We start from the raw sequence: 25441 nt of genomic DNA, 5'->3' as shown, positions 1-25441 counted from the left end.
ACAAATATAACATCTTGAAACAGAAAACGATTCATGACCACAGGGAATCCTCAATCGCGAATAACTAAAAAGTGTCTTATGAATAAAGAATCAGGAAAACACCGCACATAATTCCTGCTAAGGGAATCAGTTTTTTCCGTTTGTTCTTTTCTTTGAATACCAGTCCGCCCACGACGACCGCAATAAGTATTTGACTACGCTTTATGGCAGAAAGTAACATTATGAGTGCTTCTGGGTCCTGTAGGGCTTTAAAATAAAAGTAATCCGCCGCTACCAATAAAACACCCACCAAGGGTATGGACCAGCGCCATGTAAAGGCTTTTCTCTTTTCTGGATATGGAAACCAAGTAACGGACAGGATAATAAGTAAAAGGAGTACGGTATAAAAGCAGAACCAAAATTGTAAGGTAGGCGGATTCAAATCTAAACCCTGAATCAAGAACTTATCGTATAAGCCGCTTGAAGCTCCTAAAAAGGTAGCTGCTATGATGGCCAGTATCCATTTGTTCTTGGTAAAATGAATCCCTTCTTTTTTACCTATCCTGGAATAGAGGAGTACTGAAAATATGATTAAAAAGAAACCGACCCATTGCCATGGATTGGGTTTTTCTTGATATATGGTGATTGCCCCGATAAAAGTGAAAAAAGGTCCCGCAGAACGGATAGGGGTAACGATAGTAATGGGAAGATGCTTCAATGCCTGATATGCCAATACCCATGATGCAGCCATAATGGCCGACTTAATTAGTATAAATCCGTGTATGCGCCAAGGGATATCCGTTATGTACAGTTGTAATTTGGTCAAGTAATTTTCAAAGAAAAAAGAGCCGAAATAAAAAGGAAGCAATATCAAAAATCCTGATGTTATGGTACCAAGCAAGACAGGAAAGGCCTCATTTCCTTGAACGGCATGTTTTTTACACAAATTATGTAAGCCTAAGAACAAGGCGGCTAAAAGACCCAGGTACATCCACATAATGCGCGCGAAGATAACGCACTTTAAGAAGTCGGACCTTTAGAATGAAGCACAAAGAACTCTAAATTAGCGTTAAAAATTTCGAATCGTTCAAAGATTTAAGTAATATTGTTTAATTATTTATAATTATACTTAAACAATTTTTGAATACTTCGATTATAAAACCTTAAAACAGACCACATGAACTACATCAGTATTGCGCTTCAAATCATTGTTTCTATAAGTATCTTGAACGTATGGCTCGTACAAAATAACAAGGCCACGCAATGGCGTGGCGGGGATGCGAAGAATATCAAGGAAGAATTTAAAGTGTATGGCCTACCGGAATGGTCTTGTTATCTCATAGGAACCTTAAAAGTGATTTTAGCCCTATTATTATTGGTGGCCATCTGGTTTCCAAGCTTAAGACAACCAGCCGCCCTAGGTTTGGCGCTATTATTATTGGGTTCCGTAATTATGCACATACGAATAAACGACCCCTTTAAAAAATCCGTTCCGGCCCTTCTGTTTTTATTGATGTGTCTGTATATAGCGTTTCCCCTTCCTTAACCGACTTACATTATAGATAGTAAACGATAAAGGATGTAGGCATTGATTATTGCGTAAATTAATGATGGTGCAGCCTGTAGTACGTTATCCTTGATCTTTAATCGGACCATAAAACCCAAGAGCATTAGCACTGCTAATCCAGCGGCGGCAGCCATTTGTAAGATTATGGAATAAAACAACCCCATAAGCAGACCTAAACCGCCCAAGACCTGTAAAATGCCCACTGTTTTACGGTAAGACGCTAGTCCGTAACGGAAAAACTCCCTCTTCATCTGGGCCGTGGTAAAACAGGCAATTCCGAAAGCAAGAAAGGAAAAGGCCGAGAAAAGTGTAAGGTAAAAAACGATATTCATATCCACTTCATTTTATAATACGGACAATACTTTTTCAATAGGATACCAAAGTACGCATTTGATCACAAACAATATTCATTTTTGTTTAATCTTATGTTAAATAAATTAAACAATATAAAATAGCTTGTATCTTTGAAGAAATCAAAATATCAAAAAGTAATATGAAAACATTGAAAGTTCTAAGTACACTAGCTCTTACCGCAACATTGTTTGTGTCTTGCGGAGAAAAGAAAAAGGAAATGGAGGCGGAAGCTAAGGAAGAGGTTATGGAGGTCAAGGCCGAAATAAAGGAAGAAACTACGCCTAATATTGTTGGAGTTGCCGCAGGTAACGATTCCTTTACGACATTGGTAGCCGCCGTAAAAGCTGCTGGTCTTGTAGAAACCTTAAGTGGCACTGGTCCTTTTACCGTATTCGCTCCTACCAACGAAGCCTTTGCCAAATTACCCGAAGGGACGGTTGAGAACTTATTGAAGCCGGAAAATAAAGAAGCTTTAACGGGGATATTAACATACCATGTAGTTTCAGGTAAGTATGAAGCTGCCGCAGTAATCGAGGCTATCAACGGTAATAATGGTGCCTTTACGGTAGAAACCGTTCAAGGTGGAACCATTACCTTAAGTCTACAGGATGGTAATGTAATGTTGACTGATGCCAAAGGAGGTACATCTACCGTGGTTATCGCGGACGTAGCAGCATCTAACGGTGTTATCCATGCTTTGGACACTGTGGTGATGCCGTAGTATAATAAATTATGAGAAAGAAGATTAAGGCCATTGCAATTCTGCAATGGCTTTTTTTTATGAATTAACTTCATAGTGGGAAGTGGTGATAGGCTATTTAATAACTATCAAATCTTTAAAAATAGTTGTTCAATACATGTAAAACCTAAACCTAGTCCAGAAATGCACTTAAATTACTTACTGATTTTTTCTTATTTGATACTTCGATAAACTCCATACCCGTGCCACGTCAAATTGTGTTTCGTTTTTGAAACAAGGGTGGGCGCGCTGACGTATTTGGTACTACACTTTCTTTTGTCACCACTATATCTCGTACAAATTTTTAATGATTATTAATCTTTAAAAATTATATCGTCTTCCAAAAAGTTTCTTCTTAAAAGGTAATGAAACCGAGGACCATATTTTGAAATGAGCAAAATTGCTTCTTCCCGAGGTTCATTAATACCCTTAAATAAAAATAAACAAGTAATGAATAAACACTTAATATAAGAGCCCACGAGCCTGTCCGCCGAAGCTTTTCTACGAAGGAGGATAGGAGGGGAGTGTAATGTGTGTGGAATGGGATTCCTGAGTGTAGGTTCATTTCTTTGGAATATAGTTAAATATTCGCTATATTACACCAATAGTATGACGATTTAAACACGTACATTATGGCAACAGTTCGCAAAACGGTAACCTTTACCGAACAGCAAGATAAATGGATAAAAGCGCAAATTGAAGCTGGGGAATATACTAACGATAGTGAATATTTGCGAAATCTTGTGAGGCAAGACCAAGCTAACAATGCTAAATTTCTATCGCTAAAAGCCAAACTCATTGAAGGTCTTGAAAGCGGTGTTAGCACAAAATCGTTACCGGAAATCATGAAAGAAGTAGAAACACGGATGCGCGAAGATGGCCGTTTATAAACTCTCCAGTAAAGCCGAAATTGATTTGGCTGAAATGTATGAGTTTGGCATATCCAAATTTGGGCTATCCCAAGCGCAGAAGTATTTTTATGGTATGCATGATGAAGCATTTGAAATACTTGCAGACAATGTAGACTTGGGTCGTGATGCCTCCGAATTTATTGCTTATTTAAAAAGATTTTCTTCCAAAGCGCACACCATCTTTTATCTGCATACGGCAAGCGGAATTTTTATTCTTAGAGTTCTAAGTTAGCGCATAGACTATGGGCGAAACCTTATAGATCGCTAGGAATTCCCTTAAATTAGGTATAACTTATCGCTATTTGACGTAATGTCGGATTATGTTTCTCTTTTGAAACATAATGTCTTGCGTTATGTAACTTGAGCTTTGGTTAAAAGCGAAAGTATCTAGAATCTTAATTGATTTTTTTCTTTCTAAAAACTTCTTTAAAAAGGTAATGGAACACTTATTAACTGACCGACAGCAGGAGGGAAGGCAATGTGTGTGGAATGGGATTATTCTCTCTTGATATTCAATTAAATACGGAATTCCGTAAAAAATTACTTGTTAATTTTTTTTATATTTGATTTAGACCATTCAACTAAAAAAAGGAATTACCGCACTCGTTTGATGATAGAGCATATAGAGAATTATTTAAGTCTGATTTCTAAAGAAATTGATGAATATTTATATGAAGAATTTAAAATTGATAGCGATAAGTTTATTGACTACACAACCTTTGATTTTGCTAATTTTTATTTAATAAATAGGTACATTCTTGATGATAAAAAGAAAAATGATTTCTTTATAAATATTCCAAAGGATGGTTACAGAGATAATCTTTTTAGTTCTGTCTTTAATTCTCTTGTTCTGATTAAACTATTTCAGAACTACTTTAGCTACGAAAAAAGAACGCCCAAATTAGAGAAAGAAGATTTAATATATTGTAAATTTCAGAACAAGAAAAGGGTATGTGAAATTAAAAGTGTAAATGATAACAGCACAAAAATAAATTTAAAATTTCCTGGGAAAAACGAACATATAAAAAGCTTCAACTTAAAGGGTCGAAATTATACTAAAATCAATCCGAATTTATCTAACGGAAAAAATACTGCTAACAACATAGAAGACTATTCTAACTTTTTAATAGAAAATTTTGGAAAAAACTTTCCCTTTATTACTGATTTTAAGAACAGAACTTTGGTTATTGCTGATAAAAAGTTTTTTAAAGAAAGTAAACACTTACCAATAAGATATACCAATAAAAATGGTAAAATCAGGAATGATTTACCGTTTTTTAACTATTTGGTAGAGTGTTGTAACACATTTGAAACTGCCCAAAATTACTTATTCAATTCAAATCAGAATTTTGATGAAATAATAGTGATTGGTGATTCAAAATATCTACAAAATTTTGATTCAATTTTACACGAAGCCAAATATCAGGGTAAAGTGAAAAACATAATATTAATCGGTACAGAAATACCAATTACGCCAAATCCATTTACAGAATGGTTATGGTCAAACTATGAAGTGAAATTAGCAAATGAGGAAGTCCCTAATTTACCGGAAAAAGTAATTATCAAAAACGAAGCACTTTATTCAAAACTTATTGAGCTTAAAAATGAAATAGATACAATTAAAACTGATATCGAAGTAAATCTTTCTTTCCTGCTAAAGTTTACAAACTTCTATTTCAGAATGCTATTGGTTAATTCAAATATATCAAAAGGTGTATTTCAAGAATATATTGATAGACTCAATAGCTTTTTTAAAAGTGAAAAATTTGAAGAAGAACTAAACAGCTTATTTTATAATAAGGATATTTATGATTCGAGAACAATAGGGAAATGTAAACTTAAAGTTTTAGAGAAATTTAAAGAAATATCTCAGGTCATAGAAAGTAATAATATGAAATGGGACTATATAAAACAACTATCGAAAAATGAACGGGTTTTGTTTTTACTTATTGAAAAGAAAAACTATGATGCTATAAACAATCAATTAAAAAGAGAACGAATTAGAAGTATCAAACTAATTAGTGACAAAAGAATAGATAGTGAAAAGGAATACTTAGATAAATGGTTAAATAGCCTCGAAAACTCAAAAAAGAAGAAAATTGTCGTCCCATATTTAAATAACAATGAATTGTTTGACAAGCTAAAAGCCGTAAGAGGTAAATGTGAAGTTTTATGTTATGAGAATATTGACCAAATATCCTATGAAAATTTGGTTGCCCACTATAATCTAGAGGAAAACCACAGACTAATGCATAAAGACAGATTAAAATTCGTGAATACTGATTTCACATCTGTTAATGAAGTTAAGAAAAGAGAGTTAGATGATATTTTTAAGTTTGATTTAGATAGTAATGACTTCAAAAATAACCCTAACGATAGTATTGATTTGCCAAAGGAAAAAGTCATCTATGAAGTAGAATTTGATGATGGCTCGTTCGATAGTTTTGATTCAACAAAAGGTGTTTTTTTAGTTCAAAAAAAAGAACTAATAAAAACTTGTATAGGTGAGGTATACGATGGTTCAACTATTCGATTTTATCAAAACACTAGTCCAAAAGAGTTTAATCGAATTTTAAAAATTTTTGATTCTGAAAATTTGTTGAAATCATTTGATTTATATTCTGATAGCTGGAAGTCCACACTAAAAAAATTATCTATAAAATATGGAAGTTGCGAAGTATTGTATGAAAAATTATTCGATGAAAATTATAAAATAAATTTTAGCACGTTCAGGCAATATTTTAGTGACAATTCACAAACTAGATTTCCAAGAATTAAAACATTAGAAGTAATTAGGTCTTTTTGTGAACAACAGAGTTTTTTGGATGAACTCATTGTTAAACAATTTGAAAAATTTATTCTTTACTCTAAAAAAGACCATTCAATTAGACAGCAGGCAGGAAAGATTTTAGGCAATGACCTTTTAGATTATATCGCATCTAATAAAACAGAAATAAGCGACTCTCTAAAAAAAATATCGAGTGATGTTTTAAATAAATTAATAGAAACAATTCACGAAAAAACAGTAGTTAAAAAGACAATAGTTGAAGATGAGTAAATATATTAATGAGCCAAGACTAATTTTTAGAGATACAATTAAAAACAACCTTATAGGGCCGGGCTCTGATGTATTTGTTTCTAATTCTGAGGAAGAAATAATTTCCAACTATCCATTAAGTAGATACTTTTCAGGTATTTTATTTCCAGAAAGAGAGGAAGAAAAAACTATTGGCGAAAAACAAGAAAATGATACGAATGCAGAAATTGAGGATGATAAACTTGATGATGTAGATGATTCAGCACCTGAAATTGATAATAGTGAAGTTAAGGAGGAAGACGTTATTAAAAAATCTAGTATTGAAGCCGAAAAGGAATATTCTGAAGCTAATCAATATTTCCCCACAAATTTCGGTTTGACATTTTGTGTACCTAAGGAAACTAAGTCTGTAAATGTTACTTTCAATTTTGCAAAATATAAACAAATAAAGAAGCAAGAGGCAGAAGTAGAAATCAGTTTAAATGATTTTGAGATATTCACTAAACATAACTATTATCCTTTAAGCGATTTGCTATTGTTTGAAAATGGCTCGATGGTTTTAAATCCAAAAAGTCCCTTATTTAATGCAGTTACCGTTTATAATTTAAGAAAGTATTTCGAAGATGAAAATAACGTTGCCTTAAGAAACACAAAAGCCTATTATGCTGCTGATTTATTATTAGGGCAACGATTATGGAAAAGAGTAAGACAAAAGCCAATTGAATTAACTCTAAATTTAAATGAAGCTAATGTTGATGAATCTAAGGAATATGCTTTAGAAGAAGATGCCGAGAATAAAAGAATTCTAACCTGTTATTATAAGAAAGTATATGAAACTGACTATGGTAGATTTATAAAAATTTTAATGGCTAATAGAGAGGAGCATTCAAAAAAGAAATTTTCTCTTGGTAATGAACAACTTAATGCAAAAGCTATTTTTCAAGGTGAAGTTGTTGTAAGTGGCACTTCTTTTAAACCGTACAAGCAATTATCCGAAACTAACCCATTTGATGAAGAACTCAACTTAATCAATTTTCAATATAGAGAAGAGCACTCATACGCCATTGGACACGGCTGTGCAGTTACTTGGGATAATCCGAAAAAACCAACGGAATTAAAAACAACTTTTTTACCTGAAGTTGAGATTAAAAACTATAGCAATAGTTTCAGAAATAATTTTCCGGAAGAGCTAAAAAGTATAACATCTTTAAGGAAGCTGTCTATTTGGACGGACTTAAAAAAAGACATTATTATTGAAAAATTAAAACTTTTTGCAAATCAATATCAGGATTGGATAAAAACCACACAAGAACCAACTAGGGCAGAGGAGAGCTACAAAGAATCTTTAGATGAAATTATTAATAATCAAAAATCCACTTATAATAGGCTTATAAAAAATATAGATTTTCTTGCAAATAATGAGGTCGCATTCAAGTCTTTTCAGTTGGCAAATACTTCTATGTTTATTCAAATGCTTATTTCAAATAAAAATGAATTTGGCACAAAAGGAATTGAGTTGAATGAACTTAATAGTAATATAAATTACAACAGTTTAGATTTTTTTAAAGAAAACACAACTTTTAACCCTCAATATCGACCATTTCAGTTAGCCTTTTTTCTGCTAAATATAGAATCAATAATCAATGAAAAATCAAATGACAGGAATGACATTGTAGATTTACTTTGGTTCCCTACTGGGGGAGGTAAAACGGAAGCTTATCTAGCATTAACTGCATTTTCCATTATAAGTAGAAGGATTTCACATAAATCAAATGCTGATGGGGTCTCTGTGATTATGCGATATACTTTACGTCTCTTAACTGCACAACAATTTGACAGAGCAACTAAACTCATACTTTCATTAGACTTTTTAAGGCGTCAATTTGATGAAGGTCATAATTACTTTTTTGGAACCTCAAAAATTTCAATAGGTATGTGGGTTGGTGCTTCAACAACTCCGAACTACTTTAAGGATGCTAAATCTATCCACAAAAAAATCCTAGATGAAATAACAAAATTGAATAGTGGTAAAATTGGTGACTATAAAAAAGTAAATTCATTTCCAATAACCAATTGTTCATGGTGTGGTTGTAATTTAGTTTCGCAAAACAAATTAGGGTATTATCAACAAGGATATAGTGCAAGTACTTCTAGTTTTTTGACAAAATGTATTAATGAAAATTGTTCGTTTAGTGATGAATTACCAATCTATTTTGTAGATGATAAAATATATACTACACCCCCAACTTTACTTTTTGCAACTGTGGACAAATTTGCAATGCTTTCTCATAGAAAAGAAGGACATAGATTATTTAATTCACTACCAATAAATAATCCTAAACTACCACCAGATTTAATTATTCAAGATGAATTACATTTATTAAGTGGCCCCTTAGGTTCTATTACAGGACTTTATGAGTCTATTGTTGAATTGTTATCCACAAAAGGAAGCCGAAAACCAAAAATAATTGCTTCTACAGCAACCACAAGAAATACTAAGCATCAAGTTGCAATGCTCTATGGAAATAGAAAGTTAAATGTTTTCCCTCCAATGGGAGCCGCATATAATGACAATTTCTTTTCTTTTGTTTCTGAAAACAGTAAGAGAAAGCACATTGGTTTTATGCCAACGGGCAAAACAGCATTGAATTCTCAAATTAGAATTCTAGGAAATTTACTTTTAGCTCGTATTGAGCTTTTTAAATATTTTAAAGAAAAAGAGAATTTAAATGCTGAAGAAATAAAAAAATACGAAAATAACTTTTGGACAATAGTCTCGTTTTACAACAGTCTTCGTGATGTTGGTAAAATCTACAATAAGGTACCTGCAGAAATTACAGATTTTATAAAATTGTTGCATACCAGATATAATCTAAATAAGCAGGCTTATGGTTTTAATTATTTTGGACTTTCATCGAGAACTAAAGAATTAACTAGTAGGGTAGAAAGTAACTCTATAAAAAATCTTCTTAATGAATTAGAGCAGCCTTTTGATGTTATAACAAGTGATAATGGCTGGAGGTTTGTTAAAAATACAGTTGATTTAGTATTGGCTTCTAATATGTTTTCTGTAGGCATTGATATAGAAAGATTAAATGTAATGTTAATGAATGGGCAACCTAAAAATGTTGCAGAATATATTCAAGCTTCAAGTCGTGTAGGGAGAAAGGAACAAGGAATTGTAATCAATTTATTAGATGCTAATAGGTCAAGAGATAAATCATATTTTGAGAATTATGTCCCCTTCAATACAGCCTATTATAAATATGTTGAACCATTAAGTGTTACACCTTTTACAGAAATTTCATTGGACAAGGTTTTGGCTAGTTTATTAGTATGTTTTGTTAGACATAAATTAGGTTTATCAGAAGATAAACAAGCAAAAGATTTCGATGGAAATTATCAAGAATTAAAGGAGTTTATTTCTAACAGAATAAAAAACAGAAAACAACTTGATTACGCGTTGAATAAATTAGAAAGTTTAGCTGAGAAATGGAATAATAAAGAAGGGGAATTGACTTATAAAATATTGATTAAAAAAATATCTGATTTAGATGAATGGAGTTTAATGATGTCAATGCGAGAAATTGATACAAATAGTATAATAAAAATTACAAATAAATAATGGGGCAATTTGAACAAATACAGACAAGAAAAGCGATTAGTTCATATGGGGGAGTTGGCTCTATTATTGAGACAAGAGATGGTTCCATTCTAATTAAACCTTTTGATGAATGGCCTTTTTTTCAATTTGTAAATGAAGAATTTGAAGAACATAACTTAATTAAAGACAAAAGGTTTAAGAATAGGATAAGTAAGTATTTTCAAGAATTAGAAAACCTAATTAGAATTCCTGTAAATGATTTAGAACTAGGCTACAGGTTACCAAGAGGCAATGAACACAAAGTACTTTCCGCTAAGTATTTTCCTGAATGGTTTTATTGTAATCACTGTCAAAAATTTGATAAAATCAGTAATTGGTTAATAAATTGGCAGAACAATGTAGAAACTTATCATAGAGATAGTTTTTATCCACCTAAATGTTATAGCTGCTATGTAAAAAACAGAGATAAAAAGCGGAAGTTTTTTGATTTGGAGCAAGTTCGTTTTATTTTGACAGCACCGAATGGAGATGTAACTGATATTCCTTGGGATAAATGGGCCATGTTAAAGAAGGAAAAAAAGCGTGAGAAGAGTACTAATTCTGAAGATGAAAATATTGAAGAAACTTTAACTTTATCCAATATAGTAGTACCCGAGGATTTAAATTTAGAATATAATACGTCCGATAAATTAGATGATTTAAAAGGTATTTTTATTATTGCTAAAAACAAGCAAGGTGAAAAATTAAATTTCACAACACTTTCTGGATTGTTTAATTTAAGAATCAAAATCCAAGAACTATTTCCTAATACTAATGAAAGTGACATACTATTTAAGCCGGTAATTCGGTCAAGTAATAGTGTCTATTACCCAAATATATTGTCCAGTATTTATATTCCAGCAAATGATGAATTAAATGAGTTTACAATTGAATTAATTAAAGATGAATTTGAAGATGGCGGAAATGCTAAACAAATCGCTAAAAGTTTAAAAAGATATAAAAACATAGAGATTGACTCAAATATTATTCAAAATCTCATTGATAATAACTTTAATGTAAAAGACTTCATAATATCCCAAACAGAAAATCAATACAGATATGATGAATATAGATTTATTATAGATAACGACAGTTCGGATAGGAAGGATGAACTAGTTTTTGAGAAAATTGACGCAACTTTTTTTCAAAACAAACTAATAAAATCCATTTACAGAATGGATAAAATTAAAATTACCTCAGTACAAACATCTTATACAAGGCAAGAGCCTATTTCAACGGATTCATTTTTAAAAGATGATGAAATTGATGAAAGTAATAAAGAGGTAATACTAAAAAAATTCACTTCTAAAAAAGGTCTAAGTGTAAAATATTTACCTGCAATTGAGAGTTACGGGGAAGGAATATTTTTTGATTTTGAAGATGAAAAATTAATTAGTTGGATGCAATCCAATCATTTAATAAAAGAACGAATCTCTATAATAGTAACTAATCATAATAATTTAGATTCAAATTTTAATGAAACTCTAGATATTACTGCTAAATACATTTTGTTACATACATTTTCTCATCTCATAATCAAGGAGTTAGAATATTTGTGTGGTTATCCAGCAACTTCCATTAAAGAAAGGTTATATCTTGATGATGAATTAAAAATGAATGGCTTACTAATTTATACAATTGCTGGTTCAGAAGGAAGCTATGGAGGTCTTACTTCAATATGTGATGACGATAAAATCGGTAAGCTAATTGAATCGGCCATCATAAGAGCTAAAGACTGCGCAACTGACCCAATTTGTTACCACACTAATGGACAAGGTGTAAGCAATTTAAATCTTTCTGCTTGTTTCAGTTGTGCTTTGCTGCCCGAGACATCTTGTGAAATGTTCAATTGTTATTTAGATAGAAGGATATTAATTGACAAGGATTATGGGTATTTTAAAGAATTATAAACAAAATAAATGCCAAGTCCGTTTACACGAATGGAGTGTTGGCAAAACGGCCTAAGAGAATTTTGGTAAAACAATAGGAGAGGGGAGCGGTCATATTCTAGAGGGCTCGCAATACGGTTTGTTGACCAGTATAATGTTTCAAGCAGTTCAAAGAGGTCTTAATGGTTGGAATGCTTTCTAGAATATAGCGACTGAGCCGTACATTGTTTCCAAAATTATCTGTAAGCCTTGATTTTTTTGTTTCTTTTTTTATCAAGAAAAAAAGAAAAGAGAGTTATTTAAAACTAAGTTCTCATCATGGCCAAAACTAAATTGAAGATAGTTTACAAAAAACAAAAACCATATATAATTTGTGATACTAATGTATGGTACGAGATGAGTACAGGCAATTATGAAAAGCCTGATGGTTTTGATTTAATTCCAACTTCGTTTTCTCTAGTCGAGTTGTCCGCATCACAGGCGATGGTTGAAGAGCCTAAATTTTATCAGGATACCATAAAGATGATTTATAAAAACTGCGGTCCGATAATACCCGAAAACCCTTTTGACTACATATTACAGAACCAATTTGAAGATTATACTCCACAAGATTCTAAAGACTTAGTGCAAATGTTAAGTGCTTTTGGGGATTTAATGAATCGGGAGATAAAGGAAGGTAGCACTATAGATAATGAAACAAAGCAAAAAGTAATTGAAGAATGTCAAAAACAACGAGGACATTCTCAGAGCTTAGCAGCTATTGCCAATCAAGATTTACAAGAATTAAGAAAAAATATAAATAAGGGAATAGGAAAAAAGAAACATCTAGAAATTGACCCTTCAGAAGTAAATAAACAAATGGTCATTTCCTTTCTGAATAACTATACTAAGCAAACTAATTATAAAATAAATTGGAACAAATTCGATTGGTCTGCAATTGAATTATTTATGATTGTTACCGAAATTTATTTCAAAAAATTAGAGACTACGAAAGACATGAAGGTTAAGGGAAACGATATTGTAGATTGGTTTAATATAATGTACGTATCCCAAGGTGATAAGTATCTAACGTTTGACAATAAATGGAGAAATTATATTTTAAATGATGATAGGATTAAGGACTATCTAATCACTTAATTTCAATTTGACATAATGTTAGAAGTGCCTAAAGAAAAGATTCAATCAAGACGAGAGGTTAGCAAGGGCTAAGAATTTTGCTCGCAGAGAAAATTTTAGCTGTTGCGGCAAGTTGACGAGAATCTCGTAGAAAAAAATCTTGCACACATTTCCTTTAATACACTAATTTTAAATAAACCTAAAAGGCTAGCTTTTAAATGGCGTTGGCAAGCGGCTGGAAATTGTGTGTAGAAAAAAATGCCTGAGCATTTTATTTATACAAAGCAATCGAGCGTTTGGCAGCGGCTATTTTACATAACGGCAAATTATGAGTACAGACGAAAGGTTTGTCGTCTGGGCTGACGAATTTCGAAGTTTGAAATAAATTTTCTTCTGTGTGGAAAATTTTCTTGTCGCGTAAATTAAAAAGGCTGATGACCCAGTTGGTAATTCTCATAAAAGCTATAAATGCAAGGGATATTTTACATAATAGAATTATGACCTACAGCTAAGAGTTTGAACCTGAAATACTTATATATCAATCTGTATCATAATGTTCCGCGTTATGTAACTTTGCTTGGGTAAAGCAAAGTACTTGGTAGTGCATCTTCTTTAAATTTTTCTTCTAAAAGCTTTCTCTGAAAAGGTAATGGAACACTTATTAACTGACCGACGGTAGGAGGGAAGGCAATGTGTGTGGAATGGTATTTTACTACAAATACAAATTAGTTGCGGAAAACCGTAATTGGATTCTTGTTAATTTTTTATATATTTAGATTCCTCAAATGTCGAATTACCTGCAATTTACTTCCCCTAAGAACTTTGGATAAATACCTATGATTGGGTATTTCACAATATGTTCAAAATATAAATCTTTATCTGATTGAAAACCAACTAAAAGTTTACAAAATGAAAAAAATCTTTTTTCTCTATGCTTCGTTACTTTTAATTCCATCCTTAACATTTAGTCAAGAAGATATCAAGCTTTCTTACAATTCAAAGGAACACCGTATTGAAAAGCCGAATAAGATAATAAGAAAAGGAATTCCTTATAAGATTAAAATAGACGGTATTAATACCGCAACAATGAAATTTTCTGTAACAGCAAAAGATAAGGAATTGGTTTCCCCAATACCTGAGGTTTTAAAACCAATTTTGCTTGATGTTGATGCCGCCATGTCTTTATACAAAAGCACGACCGGTGATGTAGAGAACACAGTATACACCGACCACGAAAAACTGTATAATGCAGCAACTCAAATTCTTGATGACCTGAAAATTTTAGAAGAAAAAGCTAAGGCATTGAATAAGGCAATACGTGTAAAAGGGGTGGATGTAAGCCAAACTAAAATGCTTGCATCAACATGTCTGTCTGATTTAGAGGAGCTTATCCTTAAACCTAAAACCGAAAAAATCAAAAACTCTCCAAAGAGCAAAAACGCTTACAAAGAAGTTTATAATTATTTAATCCAAGGAATCCAAAATATCTCTTCTACTAGACAATTCATGGAATCTCGAATGAATTTTAGATTTACTGCGACCGATGCTATTAGTGAAAAGTTCATTCAACTACACGCCAACCTTGTGGCTTTAGAAAATCAGATTAAAATCAAAAAATATGAAGATTATCTTAAGTTTATTAAAAACGCAGAGGATGCAAAGCCTAACAAAATTTTTGAAAAAGTATATTATAGTAGAAAAGATTTACTTGAGGCGGAAGTTGTTATGTTAGACGCCTTTTCAAAAGATACACTTTTAAAAGAAACAATAGATATCTATACTGAGGGAGGAGGAATACGCTTACGGTTTTCAACAGGATTCTTTTATAATGATATCGTTGAAAAATCGTATTATCTTACTGAACGCGACGAAACCACAAAAGCAGTATTACCGGAAAAATCTCCAGATTTTGATATCGCGGTGGGAGCCCTAGCGCATATTGGGTGGAAATTTTCTTCTCATACAGATATAGCCTTAAATATGGGCTTAGCTTTATCTCCATTGGACGGTAAAACCAGATATCTTCTTGGTGGTGGAATATTAATTGGGAAAAAGAGGGAACTAGGTCTTAATATTGGAGCAGCTATATCTAGAATAGATAAATTGTCTGGTTCTGTGACCAAAAGTGGCAATGAACTTTTTGTACCAATTGCTGTAGAAGCAGTACCCACAACAAAGCAAAATGAATGGGGTCTCTTTTTTGGTGTTACCTATAACTTTAAAAATACCAAAAAATGAGAAAATGGATTTGGTACGTATTGTTTATAATCGTCTTCATAGGTAGTTCATTAAGCATCTATCAATGTAAAGCTTCAAAAAATATAAAGTCAATAGAGAATTTGAAAAAAATGGCAAAGTCAGATGTCGTTTTTAGACAACAAGTCTTATTTGAACTACAAGAAAGGAATGCAGTTGCTTTTACAAATGTTGATTATGAAAATAGAGCGGGAAATATCATAAATATGAGTGAGGACCGCATTGAATTTCCTGTGAGTTTAAACCAAGTTGACCTCAATGATTTTACATCAAGTCAATTACTAGAAATGTTACCAAAAGAGGTTGACAATCGTCAAGATTATTTTTTAGTAGGCAAAAAAGAAGTTAAGGAAAACTTCTCTGGGGTCGCCATGGTTATGAAGAAATCTAGTATAAATGATAATGGGTTTTATACTAGTAAGCAATATAGAGAGTTGGTTTTTCGACTTAATGGTCAAGATTATAAAGGTTGTGCTTCTTACCGTTTTATTGACCAATTTCGAATAGCAAATTGTACGGCTTTTGCTATTTCTCCATATCATATTTTAACTGTAGGTCATGAAGTAAATGATAAAAACTGTTATGACTATGAGTTCGTATTTGATATGTATATGAGTGTCCGTGATGAAGTGGTGCAAAAAATTCCAATTGAACAACGGTTTATTGTAGACTATCCAGTAGACCATGTTTTTGATTCTATCACAATGATGGATTATACGATTCTTAGGGTTTTGAAAAAAATACCAGAGAAAAGAATACTAAGAATAGATTTGAATGAAGATTATCTTGAAAATGAAAGGTTATATGCAATTGGAGCGTCGGAAGGTCTTCCTTTAAAATATAGCCCAGATGGGCAGATATTCAAAAGTTGGAGCGAAGATATTATCAATACCAATTTAAATGTTCATGTTGGTAATTCTGGTTCTCCGGTATTTAACACCGAAAATAATGTTGTTGGAATGGTGGTTAAAGGACAGTCAAAACAAAAGGTGAACAAAATTGATAATTGCATAATGCCTAAAGACTGTATTGACTTTGGTTGTTCAGGGGAATATGTATTAAAAATATCAAGTATTCCAACTCTAAAAGAACTTCTCAAAAAAAATGATTTATTGTAATTAGTTTCTTCACTTAAGACTTAAAATAATACTTATTATGTGACCCGACGACAGGAGGGCGGGCAATTTGTGTGGAATGGTATTCAAATACTTAGTTAAATTTGTGTTAGTAACTATTTGTAAAAGAATAGCTTAAGTCTTTACCCATAACGTGATTTCTGACTATTTTTGTAATCTTTATTTTTTGAATAACTACACAACCATTAACCAGTAATATTAAATGAGTTTAGATTTATCAATAATACCGGAAGACCAGTTAAGCGCAGTTCATAACTTAAAGGGTAAAAAATTAAAAACAGGATGGCTAGTAACAGAACGGGTAAAAGCAAAGCCGGGTTCCTCTGGCGGTCATTTTTCAGTTTGTTATTTAGCAGAGAAAGATGGTCAAATTGGATTTTTAAAAGCTATCAATGTCCTAACATTCTTAAATGATGAAGATGTTGATTTGCCCAAAGCTATGGCTACAACTCTCAACACGTTCAACTATGAGAAAGAGATATTAGAAAAATGTGGGCAGAATGGACTAAACAAGATTTCAAGGTTATTGGATTCTGGTTCAGAGAACATGAACGGTTTTCTTATTAAAAATGTTCACTATTTAATATTTGAAAAAGCAGATGATGATGTAAGAAACCATATAAATTTTTCTGATAAAGTTGATTTTGCATGGAAGCTTAGGTCTCTGCATAATATTGCTGTTGGAGTGAAACAGTTACATGGTATAGAAGTATCTCATCAAGATTTAAAGCCTTCTAATGTTTTTGTATTTAATAAAGACATCTCAAAAATTGGAGATTTAGGCCGCTCCCTAAGTGAGACAGTATTCGGTCCTCATTCGAAAAGGAATTTTGCGGGTGACGTAAGATATGCGCCTCCTGAAGTATTTAATATGTATGTTTTACCAAATTGGAAGGATAAAGTTTTCGCGATAGATTGTTATCTTTTAGGTAGTATGGCTGCTTTCTATATAACGGGTCAAAGTATGACGGCCTTATTGTTTAAAAATATTAATCCTAATATAAGTATAATGGGGCTGTCGTTTGAACAGGCCTTACCTTATTGGGTTGTTGCTTTTGATGACGCTCTAATAAGTATGGAAAATGAGTTAGGAGATTTTCAAGATAAAGACCTCCTTGTTTCAGCAATTAGAATGCTATGTTATCCCGACCCAAATGAAAGGGGGCACGTTAAAAATGTTCAAAGTAAAAATAGCTTTAATATGGAACGTTTTGTTGAAATTTTTAATAGAATCGCTAGTAAGGCAGAAATGAAACTAAGAGGAATTTAATGGCAATATTCTTTGAGGAAAGTAATAGACTAGTATTACCAAATTGGCGTAGTTTTTCCAATACTGCCAAAATAGGTGAGCTAAACGGCAGCAAGAAATTGTTGATTGAAAAGTCTTTTAACCCTGACATTTCCGATTTAATAGATGATTGGGCCGATAATCAAACGATTGGTATGGCTGGTGACCTTATGGGTGTCGCTGTGGTGTGTAATAAAGAAGAAGATGAAAATGTGATAGATGCAGCTAAATTTATCAAATCTAAGGCTGATTCTGTTACTCAGGAATTAGTAAGCACAGCTGATTTAATCCTTAATAGGAGTAAAATAATAGAAAAACCAATTTTAGATGCAAATTCAATAGATGCATTTCAAGAAAGGGCTAATTTATATTTTGTCTATCAAAAAATTAGTGAACTTAAATCAAAATTGAAAACTAATCCTAAAAACTCAATTTTATGGACTGAAATTGCTAGGTTTTACTCAATCATCGGTCAAAATAAAAAAGCTGAAAGGGCAATTAAGAACGCTTTACATTTAAGTCCACAGAATAGGTTTGTCTTGAGGTCTATGGCGCGTTTTTTTACCCATGTTGGGGATGTTGGATACGCACATGATATTATTAGAAAATTACCAATTACTAATTCTGACCCATGGGTTATGGCAACTGAGATTAGTTTGGCAATGAAAAGAGGAAGACAGTCCAGGTTCGCAAAAAAAGGGCTTAACATGGTAAGTTCCGATAATTTTCATCCCTTTAATATTGCCGAACTTAATAGCAGTCTAGGTACTTTAGAGTATGAATCTAGTTGGAAAAAAAGTAGAAAGTTATTCGAAAATTCTCTAAAAAAACCTAACGATAATGTTTTAGCACAAGCCGAATGGATGTCACATAAGGAAGGTAAAATTTCAAAAGTTAACCCAGATGACTTTGATGTAGAAAATTCATTTGAGGCCGATGCAAGAAACTCCTCTGAAAATGGTAAATGGCAAGATGCAATAGACTATGCTAAACTTTGGTTTTTAGATATGCCTTTTTCAAGAGGGGCAATTTTATTTGGAAGCCAAATAGCAGCGTATAATATGGATGACCATGATGAAGCCGCTTACTTGTATAAAGCAGGCTTAACATCACATCCTCAGGACCCTCAAATGATAAATAACCTAGTTTATTCATTATGTCTTAGAAATCGAATTGAGGAAGCAGAGCAATTTCTTGAAAAGTACCCAGCATTTGATCAGACGGATGTTAATAATCAAATCTGTATTACTGCTACAAAAGGTATATTAAACTTCCGTAAGGGCTTTTTGGAAAAAGGTAGAGAATTATACTTCCAAGCAATTGAAAAGGCATCATCAATTAAAAATATTGAGTTAACTAATCTAGCTTTTGTAAATTATTTAAGGGAAGAATATCTTTCTGGTAGTACGGTTGAAGCAGAATTAGTCGAGAAACTCAAGGCTGTTGAAAAAACATCGAAAAACTCTACTACCCAAAAAATCATTAGGGAAATTAATGAATTAAAAGCTAAGGTTTAGGTTCCGGCCTAAGAGAATTTTGGCTAAAACAATAGGGGAGAGGAGCGTTAAGAATTTTAGGGGGCTGGTTACAATAATCGTTGACTGCCATATTGGTGGTTTTGTCTTAAAGCAGTCTTAAGCGTTAGAATGGATCCTAAAATTTAGCGACCGACCCGTACATTGTTTCCAAAATTATCTGTAAGCCTTGATTTTTTTGTTACTTTTTTTATCAAGAAAAAAAGTAAAGAAACGCTATTGAATGGAAGAATTTCGCAAGCAGGCAGAAAATACTTTGAAAGCTAAGTTGACGAAAGTAGGACTTGAAATCAGCCCAAAAGAAAATGGTAGGGAAGGAGTCGATTTTATCGTAAAAAGTGAGAACGGAAAGCAATCTGAAATCTTTTTACAAGCAATGGATTTAATTGCGCAACAAAGCTCAAAAGTTCCAAAAGAAAAGTTAGGTGAACCGAATGAAAATCTTTGGGTGGCATTGATAGGCTTTATCCCTGAGAAAGAACCTCTAATATTCTTGATACCTTCGAAAACCCTTGTAAAACCTGATGGATTCGTATTTTTTGAGAATAATGTTGGGCTGCATACATATCTATCGAATTGGGAAATTAAGGTCTTTATAAAAGGTATGGAGCAGTTAGGTGAGTATATCATTTATAATCAAATAGAGAATTTCAAATAACTGATATATCTCTATATTATGTCAAATAGACTTAAAAAAATGGATTTTTAGGGACACGTAGGGGTAGCAAGTGCTTAGAAATTTGCTCATAGAGAAATTTTAAGCTGTTGCGGCAAGCAGACGAGAATTCCCTGAAAAATTTACGGGCAGACAGTTTCTCATAAATCGCATATTTGAAAAGAATCTAAAAGGTTTTGCTTTTTTTGGCGCTGGCCAAGCGGCTGGGAATTGCGTATAAAATAAAATGCCTGAGCATTTTGATTTTATGAAAGCAATAAGCTGTTGGCCGAGCGGCAATTTTACATAACGACTAATTATGAGTACAGACGGAATGTTTCTCGCTGGAGTTTCTACGAAATTGAAATTCTCTAAAAAGTTTTTTCTGTGTAGAAATTTTGAAGCTACGTAAATTAAACAGCTTGATGACCCCGTTGGTAATTCTCATAAAAGCTATAAACGCGAGGGATATTTTACATAATAGAATTATGACTTACAGATAAGATGTTGAACCTGAAATACTTATATATCAATCTGTATCATAATTTATATTATGTCAAATAGAATATTTTAAGCCTTGTAGGAGCATGTGTTTCTCCTATCCCTTCTATTACCATAAAATTGAAATAGTATGCTGCTTTACAGCTCTTTTCACTTTGAAGTTTCCGTATCCTCAATATCCTGAATTATTCCATTGTAACGGATGGTACTGCGTTGTGTACTGTTCAAACTTAGGTTTCCATTCTTACTAGGAAAAACAGCCATATGTACATCGTAGACTTCGGTATTCTGTTCCATACGAAATGTAATACGATACATACTCTTAATTGTATCGTAGGCTATCTCATAATCACTTAAAATGCCATCGAATTTAATATCCGTATTGGCGCCATAGCCGCCAGATACGCGTCTTTCTCCAAAATACGGTAAATATACCGAGATGCTGTCCCCTATAATCCTAACATAACTTGGATTACCCGTAAGGTCTATACGGCCCGAATTACTCCCCGGCTGTAAAAGTCCGGAATTTGCTACACTAGTAAACGCTTGGGTTTGAAGTGGAAATGCGGCCGTTGCGTTGAACTCAAAACGTCCGTTTTCTATATAGGTTTTAAAAGCTGTCAATTCCACCGGGCTTACAGTCGTTTTTTTAGCACTACTACAACTTAGCACTACCAACAAAACCATTAGTAAAATCCCTATTTGTCTCATAATTAGCTCTTTAAAAACAGACCATTTTGATGTTTAATTACGCCTCCATGCACCTTATTTGTCCAGCTCGTCCTCAAATTTAGTCTCGGCCAAAAGTACCTTCTGTAATCGTTTGGAATTTAAATCCCTGTACAGTTCTTTGATCAGGCGTAATTTTTTCTTTTCGGAGATATCCATCGTATCGATCATACGGCGTTTCTCCAAAATTGCATTTCTACGTTTTAGTTGCTCCGCTACGTAATCGGGTTCAAACTTTAGCATTATGGGACCTTCGTCCTCTTCCGTGATAGTACTTTTATTTTTTTTCGTGGAGTTCGAATCCGATGTTTCGGTCTGTGCATATAGCCCATGACCCATCATGCAAGCCGCACATAGGCTTAAAAAGAATAATTTTTTCATGTGTTTTCAATAGTGTCTCTCTCGAAATTAGCATAAAAAAGTCAAAGTCCCTATTTTCGGCTTATCCGTATCTTTTTACCGATAGTTAAGGGCTTTTCATCCCTAACTTAAAATTTGATTCAGCCAATATTCACTCCTACGGGTGTGCTGCCAACATATAGTTACTTATCCCCTTCTCCAACTGTTTAGCGGCCTGTAACTGCGCCGTAATCTCTCCCAATTCCTTGGTAAGACTATCTTTCTTGTGTTCTAACTGATGTAGCAAATCCAGATGGCCGGCCATCAAAGCCTCCATTTTTAATTTTAACTTTTCCCTGGTCTCAAATAGGCCCGATGTTGTGGGTTCACATAAATAGGAAGACATCTTCTCTTTACACTTCACTAATTCACTATAACTACGTTGTATACGAACCAACGATGAATTCACATCTTTTAGCTCGGTCTTTAAGTGTTTTGCATCCATAACCGGCCATATTTTAAATTAAAGCTATTTCTTACACTCTATAAAGTACGAATTTTTTTCACATCTATTTTTATGATAATTATCACATTATCAATCTTTAACTAAAATTTATCATCAGGCACTCAAAATTAACCCCTTGGTAACATTGAAAATATGAGGGGAAATGTCTACCTTAATCCTAAACAAACGGAAGTATGAATATCAATTTTGAATATGACGATGTAAAGGCCAGTAATAGGCTAGAAATTATGGCAGCCTCTAAGCTCGAAAAGCTGCTGGATAAGTTTGATTTTATTGTTCGTGCAGATGTATTCTTTAAAACGGAAAATACTTCTTCCCCGGATACGGGTATGATTTGTAATATTAGGTTAAGTGCGCCCGGCCCAAGACTCTTTGCGGAGGCGAGCCATTCCAGTTTTGAGGCATCTATCGCGGAGTCCGTTAGCGATTTGGAAAGGCAATTAGAGAAGCGTAAGGCGAAGATGAAATCGCGCTAGCTACTTTTTGGGATTATTGTCGATTTCGTCCTCGAATTCGGTTTCTGCAAGGATGGTTTTTTGAATACGTTCCGAGAAAGGGCTACGTCTTAATTCTCGCATTAACCTACGTCGCTTTCGGTCCGAAATATCCAGAGTATCCAAAATTTTCTTTGTCTGTTGCTGGGATGCAATACGTTTTTCCTTTAGGGCGATTCGCTCATCCACAGGTTTTACAAAATCCGGTTCAAACTTGTCCATCAAGGTGCGCTTCTGCACTTTAATAGGTTTGTTCGCTGTTGACTGTGCCGTAGCCATGAAAATACCGCCTACGAACACAACTAGGCTTTTAGCCCAAATGGTCGTTTTTTTCATAATACTTGATAATGTCCTCTCCCTAAATGTAATCTTTTTTTTAAAACACCGACTATATTTGCACTAGTTTCGGTGTTTATATCGGTAATGGAATACCCTTCATCGGACATTTTAAGGCATCAAACCAAATAGTTACCACATGAAAAATATAATTGTTCTCTTTCTCCTATTCACTATACAGCAGCAGGTTTATGGGCAACAGATTACCAATGCCAACATCAGTTTTACATTTGTAGCTAAGGATGTAGATGGCACCATTGACGGTTTCTCTTCTACTTCTACCATTGATTGGAATACGCCGGAAAATTCAGTCATAGAAGGAACCGTACTTTCTGAAACCATAAAAACCGGTAATTTTTTACGCGATTGGTCGCTAAGGGGAAGTAAATATTTTAATGCGGACGAACATCCGAAAATTTCCTTTAAAAGCACTACCGTAAAAAGGGAAAACGATGCGCTTTTGGTCAATGGAAATCTTACGCTTAAAGGAATCACAAAACCTATAACCATTCGTTTTACCAAAAACGGAAAAAAACTGTTAGGCACCACTACCCTATTCTCCTCCGATTTTGACATTACCATTTTAAAGAAAGGAAGAGAGTCTAACAAGGTCCGCGTTCAGTTCAATTTGGAACTGGAATAACAAGCAGAGCCACCCATATAGCTTCATTTTAACATTTTTTAGCTATAATTATTCCATTTTAAAAATGATGTTTAACTTCGCGCATTCAATTATTACTTTATGCTCGTTTGGACTATTTTCATTGCTTGTATAGTGGTTTTCCTAGCCTTAGACCTTGGTGTTTTTCATAAGAACGACCATGTCATCAAATCTAAGGAAGCGGGCATTTGGACCGCCATTTGGGTAAGCGTAGCCCTAGCTTTTAGTGGTGTTATCTATTGGCTGTTCTCCGCTGGATTAACGGAAAATCCTACCGGACTAACGCCTAACGATGCCGTCTTAAAATACATCACCGGTTACCTTATTGAACTGTCTTTAAGTATTGACAATGTCTTTGTCATCGCCGTCATTTTCTCCGCTTTTAAGATACCGCCACTTTACCAGCACCGGGTGTTGTTCTGGGGGATTTTAGGGGCCATTATATTCAGAGCGCTAATGATTCTCTTTGGAGTGGCCTTAATTACCAAATTCGAGTGGATCATCTATGTTTTTGGTGTATTTCTTCTTTACACGGCCTTTAAGATGCTTAAAAGTGACGATACCGATTTTAATCCCAAGGATTCCTTTGTTTTTAAGCAATTGAAAAAAATCTATCCAATTACATCGCAAATTAACGGTCATGATTTCTTTGTGAAAAAGATGGGCGTGCGTGCCGCCACTCCCCTATTTGTAGCGCTTATCATTATTGAGCTTACCGATATTCTCTTTGCACTGGATAGTATTCCGGCCATTCTTGCCATTACGGCCGACCCTTTCATTGTATTCAGTTCCAATATTTTGGCCATCCTAGGCCTACGGTCCATGTATTTCCTTATCTCGCGCATGCTGGCAAAGTTTCGATTTATCAACTATAGCTTAGTGGTCATCTTGGCTTTTGTGGGACTGAAGATGTTATTCTCCCACTTTATTCATCTACCGGAATGGGTTTCGCTTACCGTTATTTCCGTGTCCTTGGTTTCGGGCGTATTGGCCTCCTTATTGATTCCTGAGAAAGAAAAGGAAGTTTAGCTTTTGATGGTCGATGGTTGGAAATTATTAGAATTTTCTTTTAGGCACTAAATTAAGATAAGACGTATGATGTTTGTCGGTAGTGCATTTTAATTTGAGTACTTCTTCTGTTTCGTAGTTGGAGTGTGTTTTTCACCTTTTTTGAGGTAATACCTAGCTTTCGTAAGTATATAGATGTCCTATTAACTTATTAAGAGGTCTCGATACATTTGATTTAATAATGAAAAGGTTGAAAAATCAAACACTAGAACTGAGACTATTTCAAGTAATGTACTAAATGTGTATCAAACTAACCGTCTCTGAATATAGCCCTGTAAATTTTAGCAACTGCCCAATTCCCAGCAGGAAAATATAGCCCAAAAAATAGTGCCATGCCCAATGCAAAGGTGCGTTCCCCAAAAAGTTGGTCCAACAAATTATTCGGATAGGCATACGAGGTTTCTAGCGCGTAACCGCCAAATTCCAAGAAACACATCGCGATAAGGCCATAGGCATATTGCACATGAAAAGGCTGTTTTCGCAATAAGAGCGAAATGGGTACCATATAAAGAATATAACAGGTAATGACCTGCCACCAATGGGTGAAGCGGGCAATCTCAACTTGTGTTCCGAACCAGTTCATACCCAGACCCCACAGAAAATATACCGTACAGTATACTAATATTAGTTTAGGGTTAACCTTTAGTTGCGCTTTGGCCCAATTAAGAAAATCGTTCATTAC

23 protein-coding genes are annotated in these 25441 nt (G+C 33.6%); 16 read left to right on the top strand and 7 right to left on the bottom strand.

The features are described 5' to 3' along the window. Nucleotides 1–76: 76 nt before the first annotated feature. Nucleotides 77–976, bottom strand: a complete 900-nt coding sequence (locus EJ994_RS04520) for a DMT family transporter (RefSeq protein WP_126591404.1) — start codon at nt 974–976, stop codon at nt 77–79. A 180-nt stretch (nt 977–1156) separates the two neighbouring features. Here EJ994_RS04520 and EJ994_RS04515 point away from each other — a divergent pair, with 180 nt between their 5' ends. Next, complete coding sequence (locus tag EJ994_RS04515) at nt 1157–1525, top strand: DoxX family protein (protein WP_126591403.1); 369 nt, start codon at nt 1157–1159, stop codon at nt 1523–1525. A 5-nt stretch (nt 1526–1530) separates the two neighbouring features. On the opposite strand, the gene EJ994_RS04510 is transcribed toward EJ994_RS04515, so the two are convergent. After that, the gene (locus EJ994_RS04510; RefSeq protein WP_126591402.1) at nt 1531–1878 is read right to left on the bottom strand and encodes a DoxX family protein; all 348 of its coding nucleotides are present in this window, start codon (nt 1876–1878) and stop codon (nt 1531–1533) included. A 161-nt stretch (nt 1879–2039) separates the two neighbouring features. Here EJ994_RS04510 and EJ994_RS04505 point away from each other — a divergent pair, with 161 nt between their 5' ends. From EJ994_RS04505 to EJ994_RS04450, 12 genes are all read left to right on the top strand, one after another. After that, nucleotides 2040–2621 (top strand): fasciclin domain-containing protein, encoded by a 582-nt coding sequence (locus tag EJ994_RS04505; RefSeq protein WP_126591401.1) that lies wholly within the window; start codon nt 2040–2042, stop codon nt 2619–2621. A 650-nt stretch (nt 2622–3271) separates the two neighbouring features. Then, nucleotides 3272–3529 carry a type II toxin-antitoxin system ParD family antitoxin gene (locus EJ994_RS04500; protein WP_126591400.1) on the top strand — a complete coding sequence of 86 codons (258 nt, stop codon included), beginning with the start codon at nt 3272–3274 and terminating at the stop codon, nt 3527–3529. Then, entirely contained in the window at nt 3516–3782 is a 267-nt protein-coding gene (locus EJ994_RS04495; RefSeq protein ID WP_126591399.1) for a type II toxin-antitoxin system RelE/ParE family toxin, read from the top strand. The genes EJ994_RS04500 and EJ994_RS04495 overlap by 14 nt, the downstream gene beginning before the upstream one ends. A gap of 378 nt (nt 3783–4160) precedes the next feature. After that, nucleotides 4161–6608: a hypothetical protein gene (locus tag EJ994_RS04490; RefSeq protein WP_126591398.1), complete on the top strand. Its 2448-nt coding sequence runs from the start codon at nt 4161–4163 to the stop codon at nt 6606–6608. Further along, on the top strand, nt 6601–10212 hold the full coding sequence (locus tag EJ994_RS04485) for a helicase-related protein (protein WP_126591397.1): 3612 nt from the start codon (nt 6601–6603) through the stop codon (nt 10210–10212). Before EJ994_RS04490 ends, EJ994_RS04485 begins: the two co-directional genes overlap by 8 nt. Next, entirely contained in the window at nt 10212–12140 is a 1929-nt protein-coding gene (gene drmB / locus EJ994_RS04480; RefSeq protein WP_126591396.1) for a DUF1998 domain-containing protein, read from the top strand. Before EJ994_RS04485 ends, drmB begins: the two co-directional genes overlap by 1 nt. Nucleotides 12141–12437: 297 nt before the next feature. Beyond that, nucleotides 12438–13256 carry a hypothetical protein gene (locus EJ994_RS04475; RefSeq protein ID WP_126591395.1) on the top strand — a complete coding sequence of 273 codons (819 nt, stop codon included), beginning with the start codon at nt 12438–12440 and terminating at the stop codon, nt 13254–13256. An 888-nt stretch (nt 13257–14144) separates the two neighbouring features. Then, nucleotides 14145–15473 (top strand): hypothetical protein, encoded by a 1329-nt coding sequence (locus EJ994_RS04470; protein WP_126591394.1) that lies wholly within the window; start codon nt 14145–14147, stop codon nt 15471–15473. Continuing rightward, the gene (locus EJ994_RS04465; RefSeq protein ID WP_126591393.1) at nt 15470–16609 is read left to right on the top strand and encodes a trypsin-like serine peptidase; all 1140 of its coding nucleotides are present in this window, start codon (nt 15470–15472) and stop codon (nt 16607–16609) included. The genes EJ994_RS04470 and EJ994_RS04465 overlap by 4 nt, the downstream gene beginning before the upstream one ends. Nucleotides 16610–16829: 220 nt before the next feature. Further along, nucleotides 16830–17897, top strand: a complete 1068-nt coding sequence (locus tag EJ994_RS04460) for a protein kinase domain-containing protein (protein WP_126591392.1) — start codon at nt 16830–16832, stop codon at nt 17895–17897. Beyond that, nucleotides 17897–19432 carry a tetratricopeptide repeat protein gene (locus EJ994_RS04455; RefSeq protein WP_126591391.1) on the top strand — a complete coding sequence of 512 codons (1536 nt, stop codon included), beginning with the start codon at nt 17897–17899 and terminating at the stop codon, nt 19430–19432. Before EJ994_RS04460 ends, EJ994_RS04455 begins: the two co-directional genes overlap by 1 nt. Before the next feature lie 241 nt (nt 19433–19673). Beyond that, entirely contained in the window at nt 19674–20108 is a 435-nt protein-coding gene (locus EJ994_RS04450) for a hypothetical protein (RefSeq protein WP_126591390.1), read from the top strand. Nucleotides 20109–20756: 648 nt separating this feature from the next. Here EJ994_RS04450 and EJ994_RS04445 read toward each other — a convergent pair. The 3 genes from EJ994_RS04445 to EJ994_RS04435 all read right to left on the bottom strand — a co-directional run bounded on the left by EJ994_RS04445 (nt 20757) and on the right by EJ994_RS04435 (nt 22179). Further along, on the bottom strand, nt 20757–21317 hold the full coding sequence (locus EJ994_RS04445; RefSeq protein WP_126591389.1) for a DUF4251 domain-containing protein: 561 nt from the start codon (nt 21315–21317) through the stop codon (nt 20757–20759). A gap of 54 nt (nt 21318–21371) precedes the next feature. Further along, nucleotides 21372–21716, bottom strand: coding sequence for a hypothetical protein (locus EJ994_RS04440; protein ID WP_126591388.1), 345 nt, complete (start codon nt 21714–21716; stop codon nt 21372–21374). A gap of 136 nt (nt 21717–21852) precedes the next feature. Beyond that, nucleotides 21853–22179: a hypothetical protein gene (locus tag EJ994_RS04435; RefSeq protein ID WP_126591387.1), complete on the bottom strand. Its 327-nt coding sequence runs from the start codon at nt 22177–22179 to the stop codon at nt 21853–21855. Nucleotides 22180–22373: 194 nt separating this feature from the next. Between EJ994_RS04435 and hpf the strand changes: the two genes are divergently transcribed. Continuing rightward, on the top strand, nt 22374–22676 hold the full coding sequence (gene hpf, locus EJ994_RS04430; protein ID WP_126591386.1) for a ribosome hibernation-promoting factor, HPF/YfiA family: 303 nt from the start codon (nt 22374–22376) through the stop codon (nt 22674–22676). Here hpf and EJ994_RS04425 read toward each other — a convergent pair whose 3' ends face one another. Further along, nucleotides 22677–23030 carry a hypothetical protein gene (locus tag EJ994_RS04425; RefSeq protein WP_126591385.1) on the bottom strand — a complete coding sequence of 118 codons (354 nt, stop codon included), beginning with the start codon at nt 23028–23030 and terminating at the stop codon, nt 22677–22679. 139 nt (nt 23031–23169) lie between these two features. Between EJ994_RS04425 and EJ994_RS04420 the strand changes: the two genes are divergently transcribed. Beyond that, nucleotides 23170–23673, top strand: coding sequence for a YceI family protein (locus EJ994_RS04420; RefSeq protein WP_126591384.1), 504 nt, complete (start codon nt 23170–23172; stop codon nt 23671–23673). A 99-nt stretch (nt 23674–23772) separates the two neighbouring features. Next, on the top strand, nt 23773–24720 hold the full coding sequence (locus EJ994_RS04415) for a TerC family protein (protein WP_126591383.1): 948 nt from the start codon (nt 23773–23775) through the stop codon (nt 24718–24720). Between the two features lie 289 nt (nt 24721–25009). Here EJ994_RS04415 and EJ994_RS04410 read toward each other — a convergent pair whose 3' ends face one another. Beyond that, nucleotides 25010–25438 (bottom strand): hypothetical protein, encoded by a 429-nt coding sequence (locus tag EJ994_RS04410; RefSeq protein WP_126591382.1) that lies wholly within the window; start codon nt 25436–25438, stop codon nt 25010–25012. Nucleotides 25439–25441 lie beyond the last annotated feature (3 nt).

Source organism: Maribacter sp. MJ134, assembly GCF_003970695.1.
In the GTDB taxonomy this organism is placed as follows: Bacteria; Bacteroidota; Bacteroidia; order Flavobacteriales; family Flavobacteriaceae; genus Maribacter.
This window is presented reverse-complemented; position numbering and strand designations above follow the sequence as displayed.